Origin of the sequence: Arcicella lustrica (assembly GCF_034930985.1) — a bacterium.
GTDB classification, from domain to species: domain Bacteria; phylum Bacteroidota; class Bacteroidia; order Cytophagales; family Spirosomataceae; genus Arcicella; species Arcicella lustrica.
Genome location: NZ_JAYGIM010000011.1, coordinates 208,560 through 228,662, shown reverse-complemented (window position 1 = coordinate 228,662; position 20,103 = coordinate 208,560). Strand labels below are relative to the sequence as shown.

9 protein-coding genes are annotated in these 20,103 nt (G+C 36.2%); 4 read left to right on the top strand and 5 right to left on the bottom strand.

Annotation, left to right across the window (positions count from 1 at the left end; translation table 11 throughout):
- Positions 1-62: 62 nt before the first annotated feature.
- Positions 63-965, bottom strand: coding sequence for an NAD-dependent epimerase/dehydratase family protein (locus tag VB798_RS15370; protein WP_323259859.1), 903 nt, complete (start codon positions 963-965; stop codon positions 63-65).
- Positions 966-1,103: 138 nt separating this feature from the next.
- On the opposite strand from VB798_RS15370, the gene VB798_RS15365 reads away from it, so the two are divergent.
- On the top strand, positions 1,104-1,418 hold the full coding sequence (locus tag VB798_RS15365; protein ID WP_323259856.1) for a transposase: 315 nt from the start codon (positions 1,104-1,106) through the stop codon (positions 1,416-1,418).
- Between the two features lie 386 nt (positions 1,419-1,804).
- On the opposite strand, the gene VB798_RS15360 is transcribed toward VB798_RS15365, so the two are convergent.
- Complete coding sequence (locus VB798_RS15360; RefSeq protein WP_323259855.1) at positions 1,805-3,937, bottom strand: fibronectin type III domain-containing protein; 2,133 nt, start codon at positions 3,935-3,937, stop codon at positions 1,805-1,807.
- A 22-nt stretch (positions 3,938-3,959) separates the two neighbouring features.
- The gene (locus tag VB798_RS15355) at positions 3,960-9,746 is read right to left on the bottom strand and encodes a carboxypeptidase regulatory-like domain-containing protein (RefSeq protein WP_323259854.1); all 5,787 of its coding nucleotides are present in this window, start codon (positions 9,744-9,746) and stop codon (positions 3,960-3,962) included.
- An 812-nt stretch (positions 9,747-10,558) separates the two neighbouring features.
- Between VB798_RS15355 and VB798_RS15350 the strand changes: the two genes are divergently transcribed.
- From VB798_RS15350 to VB798_RS15340, 3 genes are all read left to right on the top strand, one after another.
- Positions 10,559-12,370, top strand: a complete 1,812-nt coding sequence (locus tag VB798_RS15350; protein ID WP_323259851.1) for a tetratricopeptide repeat-containing sensor histidine kinase — start codon at positions 10,559-10,561, stop codon at positions 12,368-12,370.
- A gap of 9 nt (positions 12,371-12,379) precedes the next feature.
- Positions 12,380-13,162, top strand: coding sequence for a response regulator (locus tag VB798_RS15345; protein WP_323259849.1), 783 nt, complete (start codon positions 12,380-12,382; stop codon positions 13,160-13,162).
- A 288-nt stretch (positions 13,163-13,450) separates the two neighbouring features.
- Positions 13,451-15,196, top strand: a complete 1,746-nt coding sequence (locus VB798_RS15340; RefSeq protein ID WP_323259847.1) for a hypothetical protein — start codon at positions 13,451-13,453, stop codon at positions 15,194-15,196.
- 301 nt (positions 15,197-15,497) lie between these two features.
- Here the strand turns inward: VB798_RS15340 and VB798_RS15335 are convergent, their stop codons facing one another.
- Together VB798_RS15335 and VB798_RS15330 are read right to left on the bottom strand one after the other, a co-directional pair.
- Entirely contained in the window at positions 15,498-19,472 is a 3,975-nt protein-coding gene (locus tag VB798_RS15335) for a M12 family metallo-peptidase (protein WP_323259845.1), read from the bottom strand.
- A 349-nt stretch (positions 19,473-19,821) separates the two neighbouring features.
- Positions 19,822-19,977: a hypothetical protein gene (locus VB798_RS15330; protein ID WP_323259843.1), complete on the bottom strand. Its 156-nt coding sequence runs from the start codon at positions 19,975-19,977 to the stop codon at positions 19,822-19,824.
- Positions 19,978-20,103: the final 126 nt, after the last annotated feature.

Below are 20,103 nucleotides of genomic sequence, written 5' to 3'. Positions count from 1 at the left end.
TTTTTGTTATCAATTTGATTGTTTTGTGTATTCAGTTTTTAGTGGGATGACCAATCTATAAATCACTCAGCCTTTACGTATTTCCTCCAATTATGTTGTTCTTTGAATCCAAGTACTTCTCGGATTTTTCGATTAGAAAATAAGGCTTCGTGTTCGCCTAATTCACGAGTAACTGGTACGTTAGGAAAAAACTTTTCGGCTAATTCTTTACTTGGAATAATGGCACCGTTGTGGTCATTTCCAGCATTGAAAATCTGAAACCCAAGCCCGTCTTTCTGTAAACATAAATTTACAATTTGTCCTAAGTCACGGGCGTCTATATAACAAAAAGCATTTCTGCGACGAACTTCAGGATTTTTAAAATAATGCGGGAATAGTTCAGCGTATTCATGAGGTTCAATCACATTTCCGATTCGGAGTGCATAAATATCAAAGCCTGAACGACGCTGGAAACTCTGGGCCGTTTTTTCATTTACAACCTTTGATAATCCGTAACTATCCATAGGGTCCACATCATAATCCTCTTCAAGTGGTAATGATTTTGGGTCAGTTTGTCCATCTGAAAAACAGATTCCATAAGTGGTTTCCGAAGAAGCAACAATAATCTTTTTAATACCCAGTTTAACAGCCGCTTCAATCACATTATAGGTCCCTATTGTGTTCACTCGAAAGGTTTCATTATCTGGTTTAATCAAAATTCTAGGAACTGCGGCAAAATGTACTACTGCATTAAATTTTGGTACGCCATCGCCACCTTCCAATTCACTTAAGCCTATGTAAGAACTCATGGCATTAAACATTTGTCCAGCATCCGTAATGTCAGCTATTAGGTTTTCAACCCCTACAAGATTCAAAGGTGTTATATCCACGTTCAGTACCTTGTGTCCCTGTTCGAGCAGATACGCAATTACGTACTTTCCTGCTTTTCCCGAGCCACCCGTAAAAAGAATTCTCATTTTAGTCATTTGTTTATTGAATTAATAAGGGTTTTAGTTGTTACTAACCCCTGCAGGTCTAAGTGAAAAACACTTAGACCTGTCTTGTCATAAAATAAGTTGACAGATTCGGCTAAGTTATCGAAATTAGTTATAAACTTTAAAGTAATGGGACAAAGAAGATTAAAAAGCGAAAAAATTGTTAATGAGCCATTTAAACGCAAAGTTATCGAAGAGTACTTATCTGGAGGTGTAACAAAGAAGTTTTTATTAAAAAAGTACAATATTCGTTATCAAAGTGCAATCCAAGAATGGATGAAGAAATTAGGCTATGAAGACCCCTATTGTAATGTTCATATTCCAAATGCATTTGAAGAAATCAAATTAAATAAACAAAAGGAACTTGATCAAACTAGTCGTAGTTTGTTGCCTACGACTCAAAATGTTAAAGAGCATCCCGTTCCTTCAATATATCAGGGATAAATATTCCTTTTGCCTTAAAACATTTTAATATATTCAATAAGCCCTTTCGAGCGTGAGGCTCTTTATTGTTTTAGGTTTTGGAGAGCCTAAATTTTTCAGGAAAACGAATAATCGTTTTATGGATGGTTTACATAGTAATGTCTTAGAAAAGCCCTAATTCGGCATTACTATTTTTTGTCAAAGGTTAAATTTATTTCAGAATCATAACTGGTATTGATGTATTTAAGCCAATTGTGTATTTTATCTTGATAGGTTCTGAATCCAATAATGGTGAAATTATTAGACGGTAGGTTAGATATGAAATATTTTAGAATGTCTAAGTATTGCATCAAAAAAATCTAATATTTCATATCTAATTAATACATCCTACCTTATAACTAAAAATCTTATTTTTCAACCGACCTAGAAAGTCCCATTTCTCCTTCTTTGCCGTCGTTTTCAGTGATACTGATGGCATATATATAGGTCTGACCTTTCTCTATTTTTTCATCGGTAAACACAAATGTGTCAGACGGCATCGTGTGTACCTTTACAAAATCACCACCTGTAGCATTACGTCTGTAAATGGTATAGCCTTTACGATTAGAATAAATGATTTCGGGAATACTTACCTCTACACCCGCAGTAATATTCCGTACATAAAACTCGTTAACAGTTTCTATTTTAGGTTTTTCAAGACTGTATTCTGTGATGTCACTATAGGCACTCATATCACCCGTAAAAGCCACCGATGCTACTCTGTACTGATAAGTTGTTCCTCTTTGGATAAGGCTATCCACTAAAAATGCATTGCCTGCTTCTTTAGGTTTCATCGTAACATATTCTGTTTCTCCTTTTTTTCTCCTTTGTATCAAGAAAGTCTCAATAGCATTATCTTGTGTTCTGGTGTCATCCCACATTACTCTAAGTTTGCCATTGACGTAATAAAACTGAATATTATCAGGAGCAATAACGTCAATTTTCTTAATAGGAATAACCGTTACGATGTTGCTATACATACTGGTATCCTGTCTCAGGTTTTGGTTTCTCACAGCATAATAATACTGGCTTCTACCACTCAATGATTCCGAGGTATCAGTATATTTTTTTTCCTTTACTGGTCCTGCAATCAAATACATTTTTTTAGGCGATGTACCTCTGTACACAAAATAACCATAGAACCCTGGTTCATCAGCCCCTTTCCATGATAATGAAACATTTTTCACGTTTGAAGAAACCTCTAAGTTGTAAGGAGGTAGGGGCTTCGAAAACTTAGTGTATGTACCTACTCCTTGTGCTGGAGCCTCTTGTGTGATGCCAATACCATGTATAAACAAGGCTCTGACATGATAACGATAATGTTCTCCTACCTTGATGGCATAGTCGGTATAGGTAGTGTCACTTGCAGACAATACGCCTAGCGGTACCATTGTATCCTGACTGTCGTATCGTGTAACTTCCACACCCGTCACATACGACTTATTAGGCAGTTTGTCCCAAGCAAGGCAAATACCATTCTCAATTTCACTTACCCTAACACCATAAATCAATGGTATACTTCTAGCCTCTACGCCAAAAACTACTGCGGTATCTGAATGTACACCCTGATTATAGATTTCATCTTCAGCCATTAAATAAGCTGCAAATTGTTCATCTTTACCTACAGTACCCGAATAATTAAAGGTAAGGGTATCAAGGGTACGATTTATTGATGGAATTAGCTTTATGCCCGGTATAGTCTTACCTTCACGTGTAGGTACTACTCGTCCACTAAGTGCCGAAAGTGGGAATGGTACCATTAGCAAGTCTCCTTTTGGGTCAAAAGATGCTCGTGTGATTGGCTTTGGAAACGTATTGACCATCGCCTCCGAGATTTTCAGTTTCCATGTAATGTTTACACTAGAGTCTGTAGATTGCAATGCTGTTACCTTAGGCTTAAGATAAGACAAAGCATAGTTACCCACTTTGCTTTGAGCAAGGGCTACACCCCATGGATATTCCTTTTTGTTTTTATCAACTCTAATTACCTGATAATACATTACTTCGCCATCTTTTACTTCAGTATCTAAGTAAACTTGCCCCATCATCATACGGATTTCAATGAGAGAATAAAGGAAACCATAGTCACTTGCCTTTACGTGCTTGTCAACAAAGTCAAGGAGTTCTTTGTTTGTTTTTTTATCCAAAAACCTTTTTACATCGGTTAAGTCATTTTCGTTAAATAGCTCTTTTAGCACTTTATCACTATTTGCTTTTTCGGCTTTACCAATTGTTTTAAAGTTTTTTAAGGCTGCCTTTGCTTTGGTCGAATCTGTAATGAGTACAAAAGGCATTCTTTTGATGATAAAATGGTCGGTAGCATGCAGGATAGCTGTGTCTTTGCCTTCAACTTCATCTCTACCAGTAAGGTAAATATAATTTCCTGCTTTAGACGAAGCCACTTTTAGCACACGTGGTGTTTCTATGGGTGCTCGCTGGGCATGCAAACTTGCAGTTGCCCAACACGAGATTAACAGAATAAGGGTTACTATATTTTTCATAAGATTTTTTTCTATTCAAGAATTAGTATAAGCGAACATTAACACTTGATCCTGCGCTAGATACATTGAAATCTGCCCCAACGTTGGTACAAATTTTAAATCCAACGCCACAAGGAACCCAGTTGCTTCCGCAAGAGCAATTGAAGCTACCGTTTGGATAAGGGATGCCGTAAAAATAACTAAAACATGGGCACACTGCTGGTGGCGAGCAATAGGTAACGTTGATCGTATTACAACCTGCTCTTTCGTCTGAATAAAATTGAGCTGCCATATTAGCACTACCTTTTACAAACCATGAACCATCGTAACCTCCTTCTAGATTCATACTAACAGCACCCATTGCACCAAGGGTCATATTTAAAAGAGTAACCCTGAAATCGGATGATGAACTGAATGCTGACTTAGCGTAAAATTTGTTTTCAACGAATTTATAATACATCTCTACATTTCCTGAAGAAACATACCTGTATCGAAAGCCAAATGCCTTGAAACCAGCTATTTCGGCATTGAATGCAGCATTGAAGTTTGGTACTATCAGGGATCCTTTTAAATAGATGGCATTCATGGTGCCATTGTTATCAAGACCATTACTCCCCACCAAAGTTAATAACGTTTTAGCATCTGCGGGAGCTCCTGGAGTCTTACTGCTAAAGTTATAACCAAGTGCCATAAATACGTTCCCGTTTAAGATAGCCCCTGCATATGCTGAGGCATTAAATCCAAGGAACAACGCACCATCTCCCTGTGATGATGATGGCGCTAGTGCATAAAGCACACCCTCGACATTTGCATCTACACCCTCAATAAATTTTATATCATTTCTTGCTCTAGACCTAACCGTAACTAACAGCGAATTCCTACAAAAGTCTGCATTAAATTCCATAATACCCCAAAGCTTATCTTTCATCACCAGCGACCCACTACCATATATCACTGGGTTATCGTTGCAATTAGTGTTATCAAACAAAATCCCAACAGTGGCATCTTTTACCATGGCTACTGTTTTGGGCACACCCATCGGGCCAAAGCTTCCTTTTAAGAATACATCGTATTTCTGTGTTCTAGTATCGATGTCAAATCCCCCGCCTATATTGTGCCACATGATAGGCCCTGTAGCAACGCCCGCATTGGTTGTAATACTGGCTGCAAGCTGAAAACCACCTGCTGTATAGTTATAGTATTTAAAGGCTGCTTCAAAATCCTTAGTTGCCATTTTTAGCTTGGCAGCGGCCTCAAAGCCTTGCTTTACATCATCAATCTGCAACTTTACTTTTCCGTTCAGTTTGAATGATGAGCTTTTCATTTCCAACTCAAAATCATTCAACATTATTTCAGGACCGTTACCGACATTCCCTACTACAAATGAGGCCGAAGCAGTAGTGGAGAGTCCCTCAAATGGAAGGGTAATTCCACCTGTAAGTCCTATTGCCCATGTAGCTTGTGCTGGTGTCATTTGCACATTGTTAGCTGTTTGTTTCTCAATTGGCTTGGCCGCATCAGTAAGTGCTTGCGCCATGGCTTTCATCGAAATACCGTTACCGATGTTCACGAGTAAAGTCTTGATACTTATCCTAGCCACCTTCAAGTCTACGACTGCATTGGGTGAAGCAACCAGGTATAAGTCCCAATTTTTACTCCGTAATTGGAATTGATTTACCACAATTGGGAATATCCCTGTCAATGACGACTTGATGCCTGCTGAACCTCCAGTACCAGCATAATCTAACGTGCCAGAAGTTTTGAATTCAAAGCTTCCTGCGTCAAAATTATAGCTCAAACTGATGTTACCATTGGTACCCGTTGTTTTAAAGGTTAATCCATTCATGGTCAATCCAGATGAAGGAAGCTGTACTACGCCCGCTAGGGTAGTTCCTACTCCTTCTTTGGTTGTCAATGAAAGTGATTTGATGGTAAGTGTGCCGTTTTCTTGGTTTCCTTCAAGAAGGGTAATCTTTCCAGACATGGACAAATTCGGATTAGTAGTACCCAACCCAGACAAATCCATCTTACTCACCATCAGCCTAAAGTTTTGCATGGTAGCAATAAAAGGTTTGCCACTCACCGCCATACTACCTTGTACAATAGTAGCGGGTTTCATGCTAAACCATTCGTAGCTAGAGCTTGTCACTGTGCTTGCTGGTATAGTCAATCCTGTTATTGTAGGTAATTGAAAATAAGTGCTTACACTATATCCTGTACTGCTAAGGCTTGGAGTACTTTTATTTACCAATAAAGTGCCCATAACACCTGCTTGCAATTCTAAATTACCAGTGGCAGCTGGTATAAAAGAAACCGTTGACGAAAAGCTTTGACCTGATTCTAGAAACTTCATTCTCAACTTTCTAGAATTACTCAATTCGGGAATTTCAGATGAGCTAAATACATAATTAAAGGTAGTATTTGTTAATAAACTATCCTTCAATGCTGTATCTGGTAGTTTAATAGGCAGGTTATCAGTTGCGCTAGATGAACTGAGTCGAAGCACTAGTTGGTCACCACCAATTACAAATTTGCTTCCTGTTATTGTTTTAAGCTTTATAAAAGGATTCCCCTGTACCTCAACTGAAGCAAAATTGAATGCCTTTACGTTCATTACAGACTCTTTAAAGGTAACATCGCCCAAAGGCACTGCACTGATGTCTGTAGCCTTAGCCTTTATAGGCACATCGCTAAATGTTAGGGTTGCATTCCTTCCTTCTACAGTATATAGGCTATTAGATGCAACCGTTAATGAGCCAGTAATCTCAAAATTTCCTGCACTTATTTTCTTTATTTTAGTAATCGCTACAGGAAAACCTCCAAAAGTTTGTAGCCTTGGTGCATCGGCGTCTATATACTGAAGAGGGAAGTCTACTGTACTATTGACTCCTACAGGTACTTTAACTTCAGTCGGTGCAATAAACGATGATTGTACTACACTAAGTACATATTCTCTATCAGCCTTGGGAAGGGTGAGCGTATAATTTCCTTTAGCATCAGTTACGGCTTCATAAGGGAGACCGTTGACATACACCTTGGCTCCTGCGACCGCTATTCCAGTTTCTGTATTACGTATTACACCCGTAATTACCATAGCAGGCGTTAATATTACTTTTAGGTCTAAACCACTAATTCCATTAACGATATTGAAAGATCCTGAAGCCTTCATGAATGATGCACCACCTACAACTGGCTCAATCGTAAAACTATGCGTTCCAGGTGTACCTGTGTAGAACCACGGAACACCATCTGTTGCAGTAAAAACTTCCTTACCATCTATGGTTACTTTTCCTCCAACTATCTGCTTGTTGCTCAAGCTAAAGAATAAAACAGCACTACCACTAGGTATAAGGGTAAGTTTTGTGTCAGTTCCAGATGTCACGTAAGAGCCCTTCACTTCTTCGCCTACGCTAAAATAAGTTGGAAAAATGTCCTTCACTTGTCCCGTACCAATTCCTAGAAGATCAGCAGTGATATCATTCTTACTCAGGTATTTCAACGGATCTAGACCCCATAGATAGGACTGCCAATTACTTGCAGTGTATCCACCCGATGGATATGTTGCAGGCAACATATAAAATGATATCTCTTTATCGAGATATCCATCAGCATAGCAATCAAGTTTACTGCCAAGTGGAACTGGATAGGGAACCTTTAGAGTAAAATAGCCATTTTTTGTGGTACGTGTAGAGATATTAGTACCTCTTAGGGTTACTAGGGCATTTTCTATGCCATCACCAGTTGATGATGAACTAAACTTTATTCGACCAATAATGGTTGCTACTAATCTTTTAAGGGCAATATTTTTGGTCTGAAGTTGTTGTCCGTCTTGTATCACTGCATCTACTTCCGTAGCGCTTTCCATAATACGAGTATCTGTAACGGATAATTTAACAATACCTCTCGGAAGAAGCCATGGTAACTCAGCGAACTTATAATAACCACTAGCATCTGTTATAGCCGTATATACAGTATTGACGTTCTTAGGTACGCCGGGTCTAAGATCATACGTTTGAATAGTGGCTGTAACTTTTGCCCCGCTTCGAGGAATGCCTGAGAAGGTAACAATACCATCTATCTGGTTTTTACTTACGTTAAAAACAAAGTTTTTTGTTACACGTGTAACGATTTTGGCAGTGTCTGATGTACTTCGTACGGGCAACGTTCCTAACGGATAATAGACCGATTCTGTTGATGGATAGCTTACTTGTACCAAGTAGTCATCTGGTGCAGTACTTCTGAACAATCGTTTAAACGTGTTTCCATTGCTACGTTTGGCAAGTACTACATAACTAACGTTATTGTAGGTTACAGTTTCGGGGGAGTTACCAAATACTGCCTTCATTACTGGCGATGCATTGTATTTGGCTTGATTTAATAAGAAATTGAGCGTCAGTCCAGGATAACCAGTAGTCACTAATACTAGTGGTTTTACCTGCATAGAGATAATCTGTAAGACAGTCGTTCCAAGGTTAGTATCGTAGCTATTAGTGGTATTTTTTACCAATTTTACAGTTTGTATAACAGGGTAAAGTTGGTTATCGGTATGCTTAGCTATGATATACCCCCCCTGACACATATCAGCCGTAACGGTATTGAAGCTTATACTATAAGTACCATCCGAAGCCGTTTGGGCTGTACCAAGTACAATTGATTCTCCTGAAAACATTGTTCCGTACAATGTTACTTGACCATTATTTAAGTTGTATTTGGTTGTGCCTGGGGTAGGGTTATTAACAGGCAGACTCGTAATTGATTCTGCGGCGGCATTCGTTGCTATGTCTGTTAATGTACTCGTACCTGTTTCATCAGTTTGTTCTGAAGAAGCATAAGCAAAGGTAACCTTCCCCTGTAAAATGCTGTTTACAGGAACGACAGGGGTTGTAGTCTCGACTAGCGTTGATCCTGCTGATGATGTACTACCCATTCCTGAGGGTACACTAATACCTGTTACACCAGCGTTTATTACAACAGAGCTTTGTCCATATATAAAACTGGTAACCAAGCTTTGTCCGTTGTTTCGGAAATTGGTAAAACCATTACGGTCAAATGCAGTTACCATCATGGCATATCGTCTGCCAAGGACTAATTGAGGATCTGCTGGGCTGTACACATACATATTTCCCATTACTTCTTTTTCAAAGAAATAAGGTTGAATAGCACTCTGAAGGGCATCGTTGGGATTTCGGTTTCCCACTATTTCTACTATCCTGATTCTGTACCATGTAGTAGGTGGTGCCCCTGGCGGAGTACTCCAGCTAATGTTTAATAATTGTACAGTAGTATTTGTAACCTCCATTCCATCACGTGGTGATGTTATCACGGGAGGCTCTATGTTGGTAATACTGAAATTATTACTGCAACCAACAGGTTCTTCGGCACTTATCGGAATATTAGAATCGTAGTTGAAAGCACGAATACATAAGCGGTAGTTTGCTTCTGGTAGGCCATTGCCACGAATGGCTTCTGCCTGAGTGATGCCGACGTACTCAAGATGGTCGAGATCAAAGAAGGAGGTAAAATCTGAACCATTTAGAACCTTCATTTCACCAGAAGCCATCACAAGCGGAGTTCTACTTTTAAAACCAGACTGAACACGCATTTCTATCCCATTATCCCCAACAATAGTACCTCTTAGCTGAACACGTTGTTCGGTAGTAGTGGTGTTTAAGAGTGTAATTAAAATCTGCTCGGGATGCGAAGAATAATCGGTGATTCTGTATCGATATGGTGGGATAATTTGTACCGTTACTCTTACCTGAGAAAATACATTTCCGGTAAGCATACACGATAGAAAAAAGACCAGAAAGCTTTTGATAAATATGTTCATAGTATTTTACTTAGGTAAGATTTAAAGAAAAAATAGAAAAGGTAAAAGTTAGTTAACATATATGAGCAAATGTAACGATTACATTCATCTCAAGTATTAAAAAGTATCCCAACGACCAATATTTAGGATGTTAATCAACTATTTATGTATGTAAGAAGATTTGTTATCAATCATTTAATCAGTAAACCAATTTGTGAAAATGTATCTTATCCTGAACGAATTCCCCCAAAACTTCTTAATATTTCAAAAGAACACATAAAACGTATTCAGTATGTATGATATGCAAATACATATCTGATGTACAAGTAAGTGTATACCTGAATTTTATCATGACAAATGCTTGTAAAAGGGTTTGGTTTATGGAATTTAGTTTCTCATAAGACGTTGGTATCTCACAGGCAAACAGATAGATTGTTTAAAATTAATTTAATTAATAAACTCAATATAAACCGACTGGATAAATACACCGTTAATAGCAAATTCCCCATACTTATAGTCGTCCCCGTTTCCTATCTTAGGGTCTAGTTTATACAAACTTATGCGGTCGAGGTATTCACACCCAAAATAGAAGATTTTATTAATTGATATTAAATACGGTATTGTTTAAAAAAAGAAAACAAATAAACAAGTTTTGATTAGCATACATAAAATTCACACCCACATACATAAACAAGGTGTTCAAATACTTTGATTTGCATTATTTCAATAATTGTCCATACATTAGATTATATTTATCACCAACTATCTTAATTGTGTAATCCAATAAGGCTTAGTGTATTATTGTGCTGCTAGATTACCATCAACAAATTTATATGTTTAAAAAGACGATTCACTATACTTTTATATTGATACTAGGCATTTGCGGGGCAGTTTACGGTCAAGGTAATACCAAGGGGAATGAGACAACCTATAAAAACGAACTCAATAAGTTAGTAGAAAGAGCAAATAAACTCAGTAATGATTCTCTCTTGCTAATTGTGAAGGAGTTTAATGCTTTGCATACCGAATATCAAGATCAGACTTCACTGGTTTATGTTGCACTATGTAAAGCCAATTATGAACATTTAAAGGCTAATCATGTAGGTGCCATGCGCAACGCTCTTGATGCCTTAAATATGGCTCATAAATACAATGTAAAAGAGCCAATACCAAGTATTTATATGCTTATTGGTAATTTGCATAAAGAAAATACCAATTATCCAATGGCATTTGAGTCGGCAGGAAAAGCACTACAGGTTGCTAAGGTTAATAAAGATACCATACGGATTATTGCTGCTATGGGGCTTTCAGCGATGTTTAAAAGGGGATATGTTAGACATTTTGGGCTTTCGATTGCTGAAGATAGTAGCATATATACACAATTTGAAGCATTAAAACTAGCGGAGTCGAGCCCTAAATATGAACGAGAACGTGTTAGCTTTTATCATAACATCGCCCAACATTATAAAGATATGAAGGATTATGATAAAGCAATTATGTATGCCCAAAAAGGCATTGCATTGGCTACGACTTTAAACAAAAAAAGATCATTAACGTATGGGTACTGCTGGCTGGGCGAAGCATATTATCGTAAGGGAAATCGGGAACTTGGAACGAAGTATATAGAAAAAGCCATTAGTATAAGCAAAGAAATCAAGCAGCCCTATCGCACAATGGAGCTTTATGAAACAATGGCTAACTGTTACAGATCATCAGGAGATTTAAAGAAAGCTATACCTTTTATGGATCTGTATTTGGAAGTACATGATTCACTAAATGTGCAAACTAATGAAAAGCTTATGGGAGAGCTACAAATCAAATATGAGAGTAGCAAAAAAGATAAAGACTTAGCTTTAATGCAACAGGCAGATAAGCTAAAAAGCAGACAGATGACATGGCTGATTGGTGGTATCATTATTTTCATGGTGCTTTGTATAACCCTTGTTTATTTTTATACTATTATCCTCAAAAAAAATAACACACTAAACGATAAAAACAAAAAAATTAACGAACAGGCGTCCAAATTACAAATACTGATGCAGGAACTGCATCATAGGGTAAAAAACAATCTGCAAATTGTGTCGAGCCTACTCACGTTACAGTCTAACCGAATGATGGATAACGATGCCCGTCAGGCCCTTGATGTTAGCAGGCAGCGTATTGAAGCCATGGTAATTATTCATAGTAGCCTTTACCAGCAGGAAAGTGCCAGCAATGTAGATATGAAGGGTTTTTTACCAGAGTTGTTACGTAGCATACTTGAAAGTTTTGATGTAGATGCCGATAAAATGGACATTAATACGGAGATAAATATTTCAGATATTGATGTAGATATAGCTATGCCACTAGGTTTAATCATGAACGAATGGGTTACCAACGTATTTAAACATGCTTTTTATCAAATAAATCACAGACCAGCCTTAACCATAAATATCTTGCAGATTGCAAATGAAATACAGTTAGAGATTAAAGATAATGGCATTGGAATGCCATTAAAAATATGGGAAAACCCAACAGGAACTTTTGGCATAAAGTTGATGAAAGTTTTGATTAAACAAATCAATGGTAAATCAACTATCCTAAACAACAATGGCACTACCTTTATTTTAAAAATCCCTAACGCATCCCTAATCCCCACTATTTAGACAAAATCTATGAATAGCGTTACTATACCCGATAAAATAAGAATTTTAATTGTTGAAGATGAAGGAATTGTAGCATTGGAGTTACAGGAAAGCCTTGAACAGGAGGGTTTTGAAGTGGTAGCTGTTGCAGACAATGCAATTGATGCCATTGCAATCATTAAAAAAGAAGACATAGACTTGATTTTACTTGATATTCACATTAAAGGTGAGTTGGATGGGATTCAAACAGCCATTCGGATAAATCAATTAAAAAACTTGCCCATTATTTATCTTACTGCCTATGCCGATAGCGAAACTTTTGAAAGAGCCAAAGCTACAAAACCATCGGCTTATTTAATCAAACCATTCCGGATTAATGATTTACGAAGAGCCATTGATTTAGCCCTATTTCATTTTGTTAATCAAACAACCCCAACAGAAGTAAAGGAAAAAACTCCTGAGAAAAGACGTAATATTGAACAAGACAGCATTCTGCATTTTAATAATGCCATATTTATTAAGCAAAACTATAAATATAATAAAATTAACGTTGAAGACATTCAGTATTTAAAAGCCGACGGTAACTATACTTATATTCAAACGGTTGAAAAACGACATATTATCAAGTATTCACTCCAAAACATCATTGATATTCTTAGTACAGATAAGCTAGTGAGGGTCCATCGCTCATTTGCGATAAATATGTCACAACTAACCTCATTTAATGAAAACCAGTTATTTCTTGGTCAAGAAGAAATACCCATCGGAAGGAATTATAAAGAAGCTTTTTTACAGCTATTCAAATCATATTAAAAGCTAGTTTATAGCATTGATTACCTTATTTTAGGGAATGAAAAATACTTATGTAATAAGTATAATTCTGAAGACCCTATTAAAAATAAAAACTTGTGTTATCCCCCCCTCTTTTTGTTTTAAGCATTTTTTTCGCATACTAAAATTCGTTACAGACATCCTTTAGAATGCTGTTCATATACCTTTTTCTATATGCTGATAATATTCTGTATATCTTTCGATTCATAACTACTACACCGAACAGATATGGATAAACCAAAAACACAATTGAACAATTAAAGCCTAACTATGAAACCACTTTTACTTGCATATATCCATAATATCATCAGATTAAAACCTAGGTATACTACAGCGGTTTTACTCCTACTTTTATCAATCACAGCTTTATCAGGCGTGGCACAATCGTTTGATAATCTTAAAAGCCAGAAGCCATTTACTATAAATGGTGGTCTTGAAATACGCCAAACATTGTATAATGCCAATGGCATCCCTAATCGTAGCCAAGCCAATTCATATTTTCTGAGTGGTTCGGCTACCATCAATATTTATAATTTTAGTATTCCTATTTCAGCAACGTACAGTCCATCGGCCCGTTCTTTTAGTCAACCCTTTAATCAGTTCGGTGTTAGTCCCACTTATAAATGGATTACCCTACATGCTGGTTACCGTAATGTGGAGTTTTCTCCTTATACATTAGGGGGGCATACTATGCTAGGGGGAGGATTGGAGTTGAAACCTGGTTTATTAAGATTTGGTTTTATGTATGGTAGGCTCAATCGTGCCACCACCGTTGACACCACCACTCAGGCATTAGTACCATTCTCATTCTCACGCAAAGCCATAGCAGTTAAACTTGGGCTTGGCACAGACCGTAACTTCTTTGAATTCAGCTACCTGAGAGCAAGAGACGACAGTACTTCGGTTTCAAGGAAAGATGTAAGACCACAAGATTATATTACGCCATCGTCAAATGATGTACTAGGGTATAGCAATAAATTTACTTTTTTCAAGAGGCTCACTTTTGAGAACCGAGCGGCGATAAGCGTATATACACGTGATATTAATTCGCCAATCAGTATTGATTCTGTTGACAGTCCGATTCTTAAAAAGCTAAAGGATTTAAATACATTAAATGGGACAACAGAATTTTATACAGCTTTAGATGCATCACTAACATACCGTGCAAAATACTATGGGCTAAAGGTCGAATATAAACGCATAGATCCTGAATTTAAGACAATGGGTTCTTATTTCTTTAATTCGGATTTAGAGTCGTGGACATTCGGCCCAAGCCTTAGTATTTTTAAGAATAAAGTTAGGATTTCAGGTAATGTAGGCTTCCAGCATGATAACCTCTTAAATCAAAAACGGACAACAAATAAACGTTTTATAGGCTCTGGTAATGCTAGCATTGAAATAAGCAAGCCACTAGCTATGGATATCAATTACAGCAACTTTTCTAACGACCAGCAACCGAATACCGTCAGATTTCCCGATTCACTTCGTATCGTACAGACTACCCAGAATTTTACGGTATCTCCTCGGTACACTATCCTCAAGCAATCTACGATGCAAGTGATAAGTGCTTCGGTTAATATGAATAAGCTGAATGATTTTAACCGAATTATTACGAGTAACTCAGTTAGTAGTAGTACCATCGATACCAAACAATACTTGTTAGTTTATACATTAAACTTTATCAAAAAAGGGATTGGATTATTCATTAATGTCAATCGTACTGACCTTACTAGCCAAACCATTGATAACACTTATCAGGGTGTTACTTTAGGAGGTTATGGCTCATTTTTAAAAAATAAACTACAGCTAAACCTAAATAATTCTGTTATTCAGGGAATAAGCAAGGAGGGAAAAAGTCTTATCATTAACACATCAGGCAGTGCCAATTATAAAATTACACGGAAGCAAGGGTTTAAATATGCGTTCTTTTTTACCAGTAACAATCCCACACCAGGTTCATCACAAAAGAATTATACTGAGTTAAAAAACGAAATAAGTTACTTACTTAACTTTTAAATTTATTTAAAAAAAGGTTCTTAATCTGGTTCTTGCATGGGTCATCGAAATTTATCACGTAAAATTTCGGCTGAATTTTGTAATTAATGGGCTTATGCTGATTTGATTCAAAAAGCAGACATCAAAATAAGTATGTGTTCTTCAGCAGAACCGAATAAAAATTCTATGGCAGAAAGACTCAAGCGAATCTTCTAATTCTTAATCTTATTCAATTATTGCATGAAGTAACTTTCCTAAATACCAGTCATCTATATTCTTTAAGTTAATCAAACGCATAATTTATTTAATAATGCAATGTTCGTTACTCCAATACTATTTTAGTAATACCTTTCTGCTCTTTTTGTTGAAATTTTAAATAGTATGTTCCCCTGCTTAGTCCATCTACTGGAATTGTGGTCTGTTTAATAAAAGTGCTTGACAGTACTTCTCTCCCTAAAGCATCATAAAGATAAAATGTTGTGTATCCTTCCATGTCTGTCTGGACTTGAATTATACCATTGGCTGGATTAGGAAAAACCTTAAATTCTTTGTTGGGTTCACTCTGATTACTTAAAATAAGCTCTACTTTCAATTCAATTTGAGATTTTGTAATACAACCATTTATATCTGTAACGCTAACCTTATAAATGCCCCCATCTTCAATTTGAACACTCTTTAGTATTGGGTTTTGTTCATTAGATATATAATTGTTGGGACCGTCCCAATGATAGGAATTTCCACCAGAAGCAGATAATTGAACATCTGTACCAGTATAAATAATTCCTCCTGTGGTATTCGAAGAAATTGAAGTTTTTACAATGGGATTAGGGTTAATTATTACCTCAGCAGAAGACATATTTTTACATCCATTTTCTCCTGTAACCTCAACAGTATATGCTCCAGCATTAGCAGAAACAACATTTGTAATATTAGGATTCTGTAATGTTGAATTAAAATTATCGGGTCCTTGCCAAACATATTTTCCACCACCTGTAGCATTTAAGTTAATTTCTGTTCCCACGCAAGCTGTAATATTCTTGGTAATAATAGTGGGTAATTTTAAGATTGTTATTTCAACAGAATCTTTGGAAATTGTTTTGGGCGAAGAACTTTCTATTTTTAAATAGTATTTTCCTTCGGGCAGAGATTTAGATAATGAAAAAAGAAAGTCTTTGCCTTCATTTACTTTAGTAAAGGATATAGGCGTATTAACTTTATCTGTCGATAAATATACTTTAAACTGATTGTCACTATCAAACTGACCAGCCATTTGCGGACTTACTTTTATGCTATCACCCTGACAAACTTGTTTTGTACTGACATTCCCAACTGTTAGAACAGGTAAAACATTTACTTTCAAATCCATTTCTTTACTTATGCAACCATCATCATAGCATTGGGCTGTATAAGTCGTATTGATTGTTGGGGAGATATTTAATACATTAGTTGATAGTTTTAGTTGGTCTTTAACACTTTCATTGGCATTTTGCCAGTTCCAAATTACATTTTTACAACCTTTGGCTACCAGTAAGTTATTCTCTCCAAACTCCATCGTTATTTTCTGAGCGGATAAGTCCGGTTTTGTGGCTGTTGTTTCGCAAGGGTTAAAACGAAGTAATCCGAAAACATTGCTAAACCATATTTTTCCAAAATTGTCAATATACATTTTTTCCGTTAAACTATAATTGGCTAATGGTGGAAGTTCCCCTAAATTTTTCCAATTTACATGGTCATATTTTAGTATTCTTGCATTATCAACCAAATAAATATTATCTTTTTGATCAATCCCAAGTTTATTTGGATTTGAAATCAATGAATTATTATTGTCAAACACTTTCCAAGTAGTACCATCAAACTTTATTAACAATTTGATACCATTATTAGATACAATAGCCCATAAATTACCTTTAGAATCTAATTTTGATTCTTCAATATAATTTCCCAATATGGGTGTATTCTCTTTGTTAAAGACCGTATAAGTGTTATTATTTAAATCATAACGCCAAAGCTCCCATGGTTTTGTTGAAGAATCATTTATTTGATACCAAGCATAATCACTGTTCCAATCCATGCGTGAAAAGGCCTTATCACTAATATTAAGTTTTAATATTGTTGTGATTTTCCCATCAATGATACGGGATAATGTATAGTTGCCTCCTGCATACCCAAAAATCAAATTATTTTTGATGTCAGCAGAAGTTAGGGAAGTGTTTTCTGGATTACTAATGTCTAATTCTGTGATTTTTTTACCTGTTTGTTGATCCATTTGAATTAAAGAATAGGCGGTTTGGGCATAAGCTCCATCATAATCTTTAATTTTACTGGTAATATTCATAACCCAAAGAGAATTATCGGAATTGACAGTACTTAACCCTAATATCATGTTTCCGATAGAGCCATTCGTGCTGTTTCTATCTAAAATATTGGTTGTTAAACTATCAGTACTAATCTGAACTAAACCTCGACTATTCTGGATAAAAATACTATTTGTACCCACAGTAAATGTTTTGACATCACGTGCAAAAGTTGGGATTTTATCGTTATTAAAGAAGGACCATTGATTCGAAATTTTAGCATAACCTGTTCTAAACTTTCGGTTGTATTGAAATAAAACGCCTATTGGCACATTTCTCGAATATTCATATCCGTCTCCTTGTTTGTATATCTCTTCAACTCTTACAAAATAATCAGTATCAGGAGATAAATTTTCTGCCATATATACATAGTAATTGCTTGGATGTTGAGTGGGTGGGAAGCTTTTAGTTTGAACCACATCTGAAAAATCTTCTTTTAGTGAAATAGTAAACCTTATCGTAGCTCCAGCAATGTTAAGGTTCCCGGAATATCCAATAGGAAAAGTTAAAGGGAGATTTACGCCATTATTAGGTAGCCTAATTACCGCTGCTCCAGGTTCTCGAAGCCACATTATATTCATTTCTGACCAAGCACTTTTCGTAGTTTCTCCAACAGCCCTTACTCGCCATAAAAGTGCTTCATAATAGGGCGTTTTAAAGGTAAACTCATTCGTGGTTACAGTTTGTTTTTGTACAGGATTTTTAAAGAATTGGTCGTAGTATGAAGTAACTTCTACTTCATAAGCTTTCGCAAAAGGAACAGTAGAAAATCTCAGGGTAAGCATATCATTTTGGACTAAATTAGCTGCCTTATGTAACGGGAATGTCAAAGTCGGCGGTAACAAAGTAGCATCAGGGATAAACAAAGTATTGACATTAGACCAGGTTGATTCTCCAAAACGATTTATGGCTTTCACTCTAATAAAATATTGTTGATTATTCTTGAATGCCTTAAAATTATAAGCATTAATAGAGGAAGAATCTGACCACAGTTTGGTGCTAAAGTCAGCCATTTGAGAAATCTCAACCTCATACTTTTCTGCGGATGGTATTGATTCCCACGTAAATATCGTATTATTATCAAAAGTAGATAATGACGGTAAAACAGGTACAGTAGGAATAGTATTGACTCTTTGGAAGGAATAAGCCGCATGGTTTTGCATAACTGCTTGACAAAGAGGATGAAATGTTGGAATATAAATACTACAATAACTCATAATACTCCCTCTGATGGCTTCAATTGCATCTTGATAGCAATCTGATTCCGCAGGAACACAATAATCTATTACACCACCCGGCCATGAACAGTTTTGGGTATGTGGAGAACCAAAGTTATGTCCTAATTCATGTGCGGCCACTATGATTCCCTTGGTATTTCCGTTGTCACCGAACGGAACTATACTTTCTCTACCACCAAGAAAAGCTATACCTCCAGCCTCTCTAAATTCTTTGCTAACCATATACATTAACTTGTCGTAGCGAGAACTTAATGGCTTTAGAACACTATTGTTTTGCCATGTATTATCAAGGATATCAAGCATAGTAAAAATATCATTGATTCCTTTGTAAGGGTCTTGAGTAGCATCTTTCCAAATATGAATATAGGTAACCACTAGTTGGGTATTGATTTCTTTTTCATAGATTTTAGAAATTCGCTCAATTTGTTTATAAACTTCATATTTAATAAAAGTTGTATCTCTATTAAATTGCTCATAAGTATCAGAGTCAATTTCTATTGCCATTCTACAAACATATAATTCTTTTGTAGCAACACGAGCTGAAGCACGTTGTTTTAACCAAATAGGTGCCATTTTCATCTGCTCAAGAATTTCTTTAGATAGCACAGCATCATTGACTCCACAAGAAAACGATTGATGTTGGTCTTGAGCAAAAGAAAAAAAGGTGTTGATGTAAAGAAGTAAGAGTAGTAAAACTTTTTTCATTTCTTTAGAGTGTTATAATAAATCAGTTAATATGGTTTTTTAAAGTACCTTTTTTACTGTATTACTCTAATATAAAACATCAAATATTTTATCATAACTTATCATACGGTAAAATCACATTAAAAATGTAGCATTATAGTCAGTAGTATCGCAAGAATAAGGATTAATAACGTCCAATGGGATTAAGTTGGTCATGAGTAAAACAGCATAGCCAATTTGACTACTTTATAATCTATTTTTCAATCATATTCTCCATGTATGCTAAAACCAATAAAACCACAGACATCGAAAATAAACGACTCAATGTAATGTAAAAATGGCATTTAAAGAGACTATTCCTTAAACTGTGTCAGGTAAAATGATGGTCTCTTATATACAAACCTGCTGAAACAAAGTTTCCATGAAAATAACGTGCCGCTAAGATAGCTAACACAACAACTTGAGCATCGTGGATTTTACGCTGTTTGTCTTCAAGTGTTTTATACTCTTTTAATTTTAATCGCAATGAGAGAAAGTGGCGGTTGGACAGAAAATGCTGAATTGAAAAGGCTTTTAGAAGAAAATAACTTACAATAATATAACCACATCGTTCATTTTCGTCTCAAATTAGTCGTAGGTTATTTCCTACGGC

Bases quoted from the DNA above. Each gene is read 5' to 3' on its own strand.
- VB798_RS15370 (WP_323259859.1), bottom strand. From the start codon at position 965: ATGACTAAAATGAGAATTCTTTTTACGGGTGGCTCGGGAAAAGCAGGA.
- VB798_RS15365 (WP_323259856.1), top strand. From the start codon at position 1,104: ATGGGACAAAGAAGATTAAAAAGCGAAAAAATTGTTAATGAGCCATTT.
- VB798_RS15360 (WP_323259855.1), bottom strand. From the start codon at position 3,937: ATGAAAAATATAGTAACCCTTATTCTGTTAATCTCGTGTTGGGCAACT.
- VB798_RS15355 (WP_323259854.1), bottom strand. From the start codon at position 9,746: ATGAACATATTTATCAAAAGCTTTCTGGTCTTTTTTCTATCGTGTATG.
- VB798_RS15350 (WP_323259851.1), top strand. From the start codon at position 10,559: ATGTTTAAAAAGACGATTCACTATACTTTTATATTGATACTAGGCATT.
- VB798_RS15345 (WP_323259849.1), top strand. From the start codon at position 12,380: ATGAATAGCGTTACTATACCCGATAAAATAAGAATTTTAATTGTTGAA.
- VB798_RS15340 (WP_323259847.1), top strand. From the start codon at position 13,451: ATGAAACCACTTTTACTTGCATATATCCATAATATCATCAGATTAAAA.
- VB798_RS15335 (WP_323259845.1), bottom strand. From the start codon at position 19,472: ATGAAAAAAGTTTTACTACTCTTACTTCTTTACATCAACACCTTTTTT.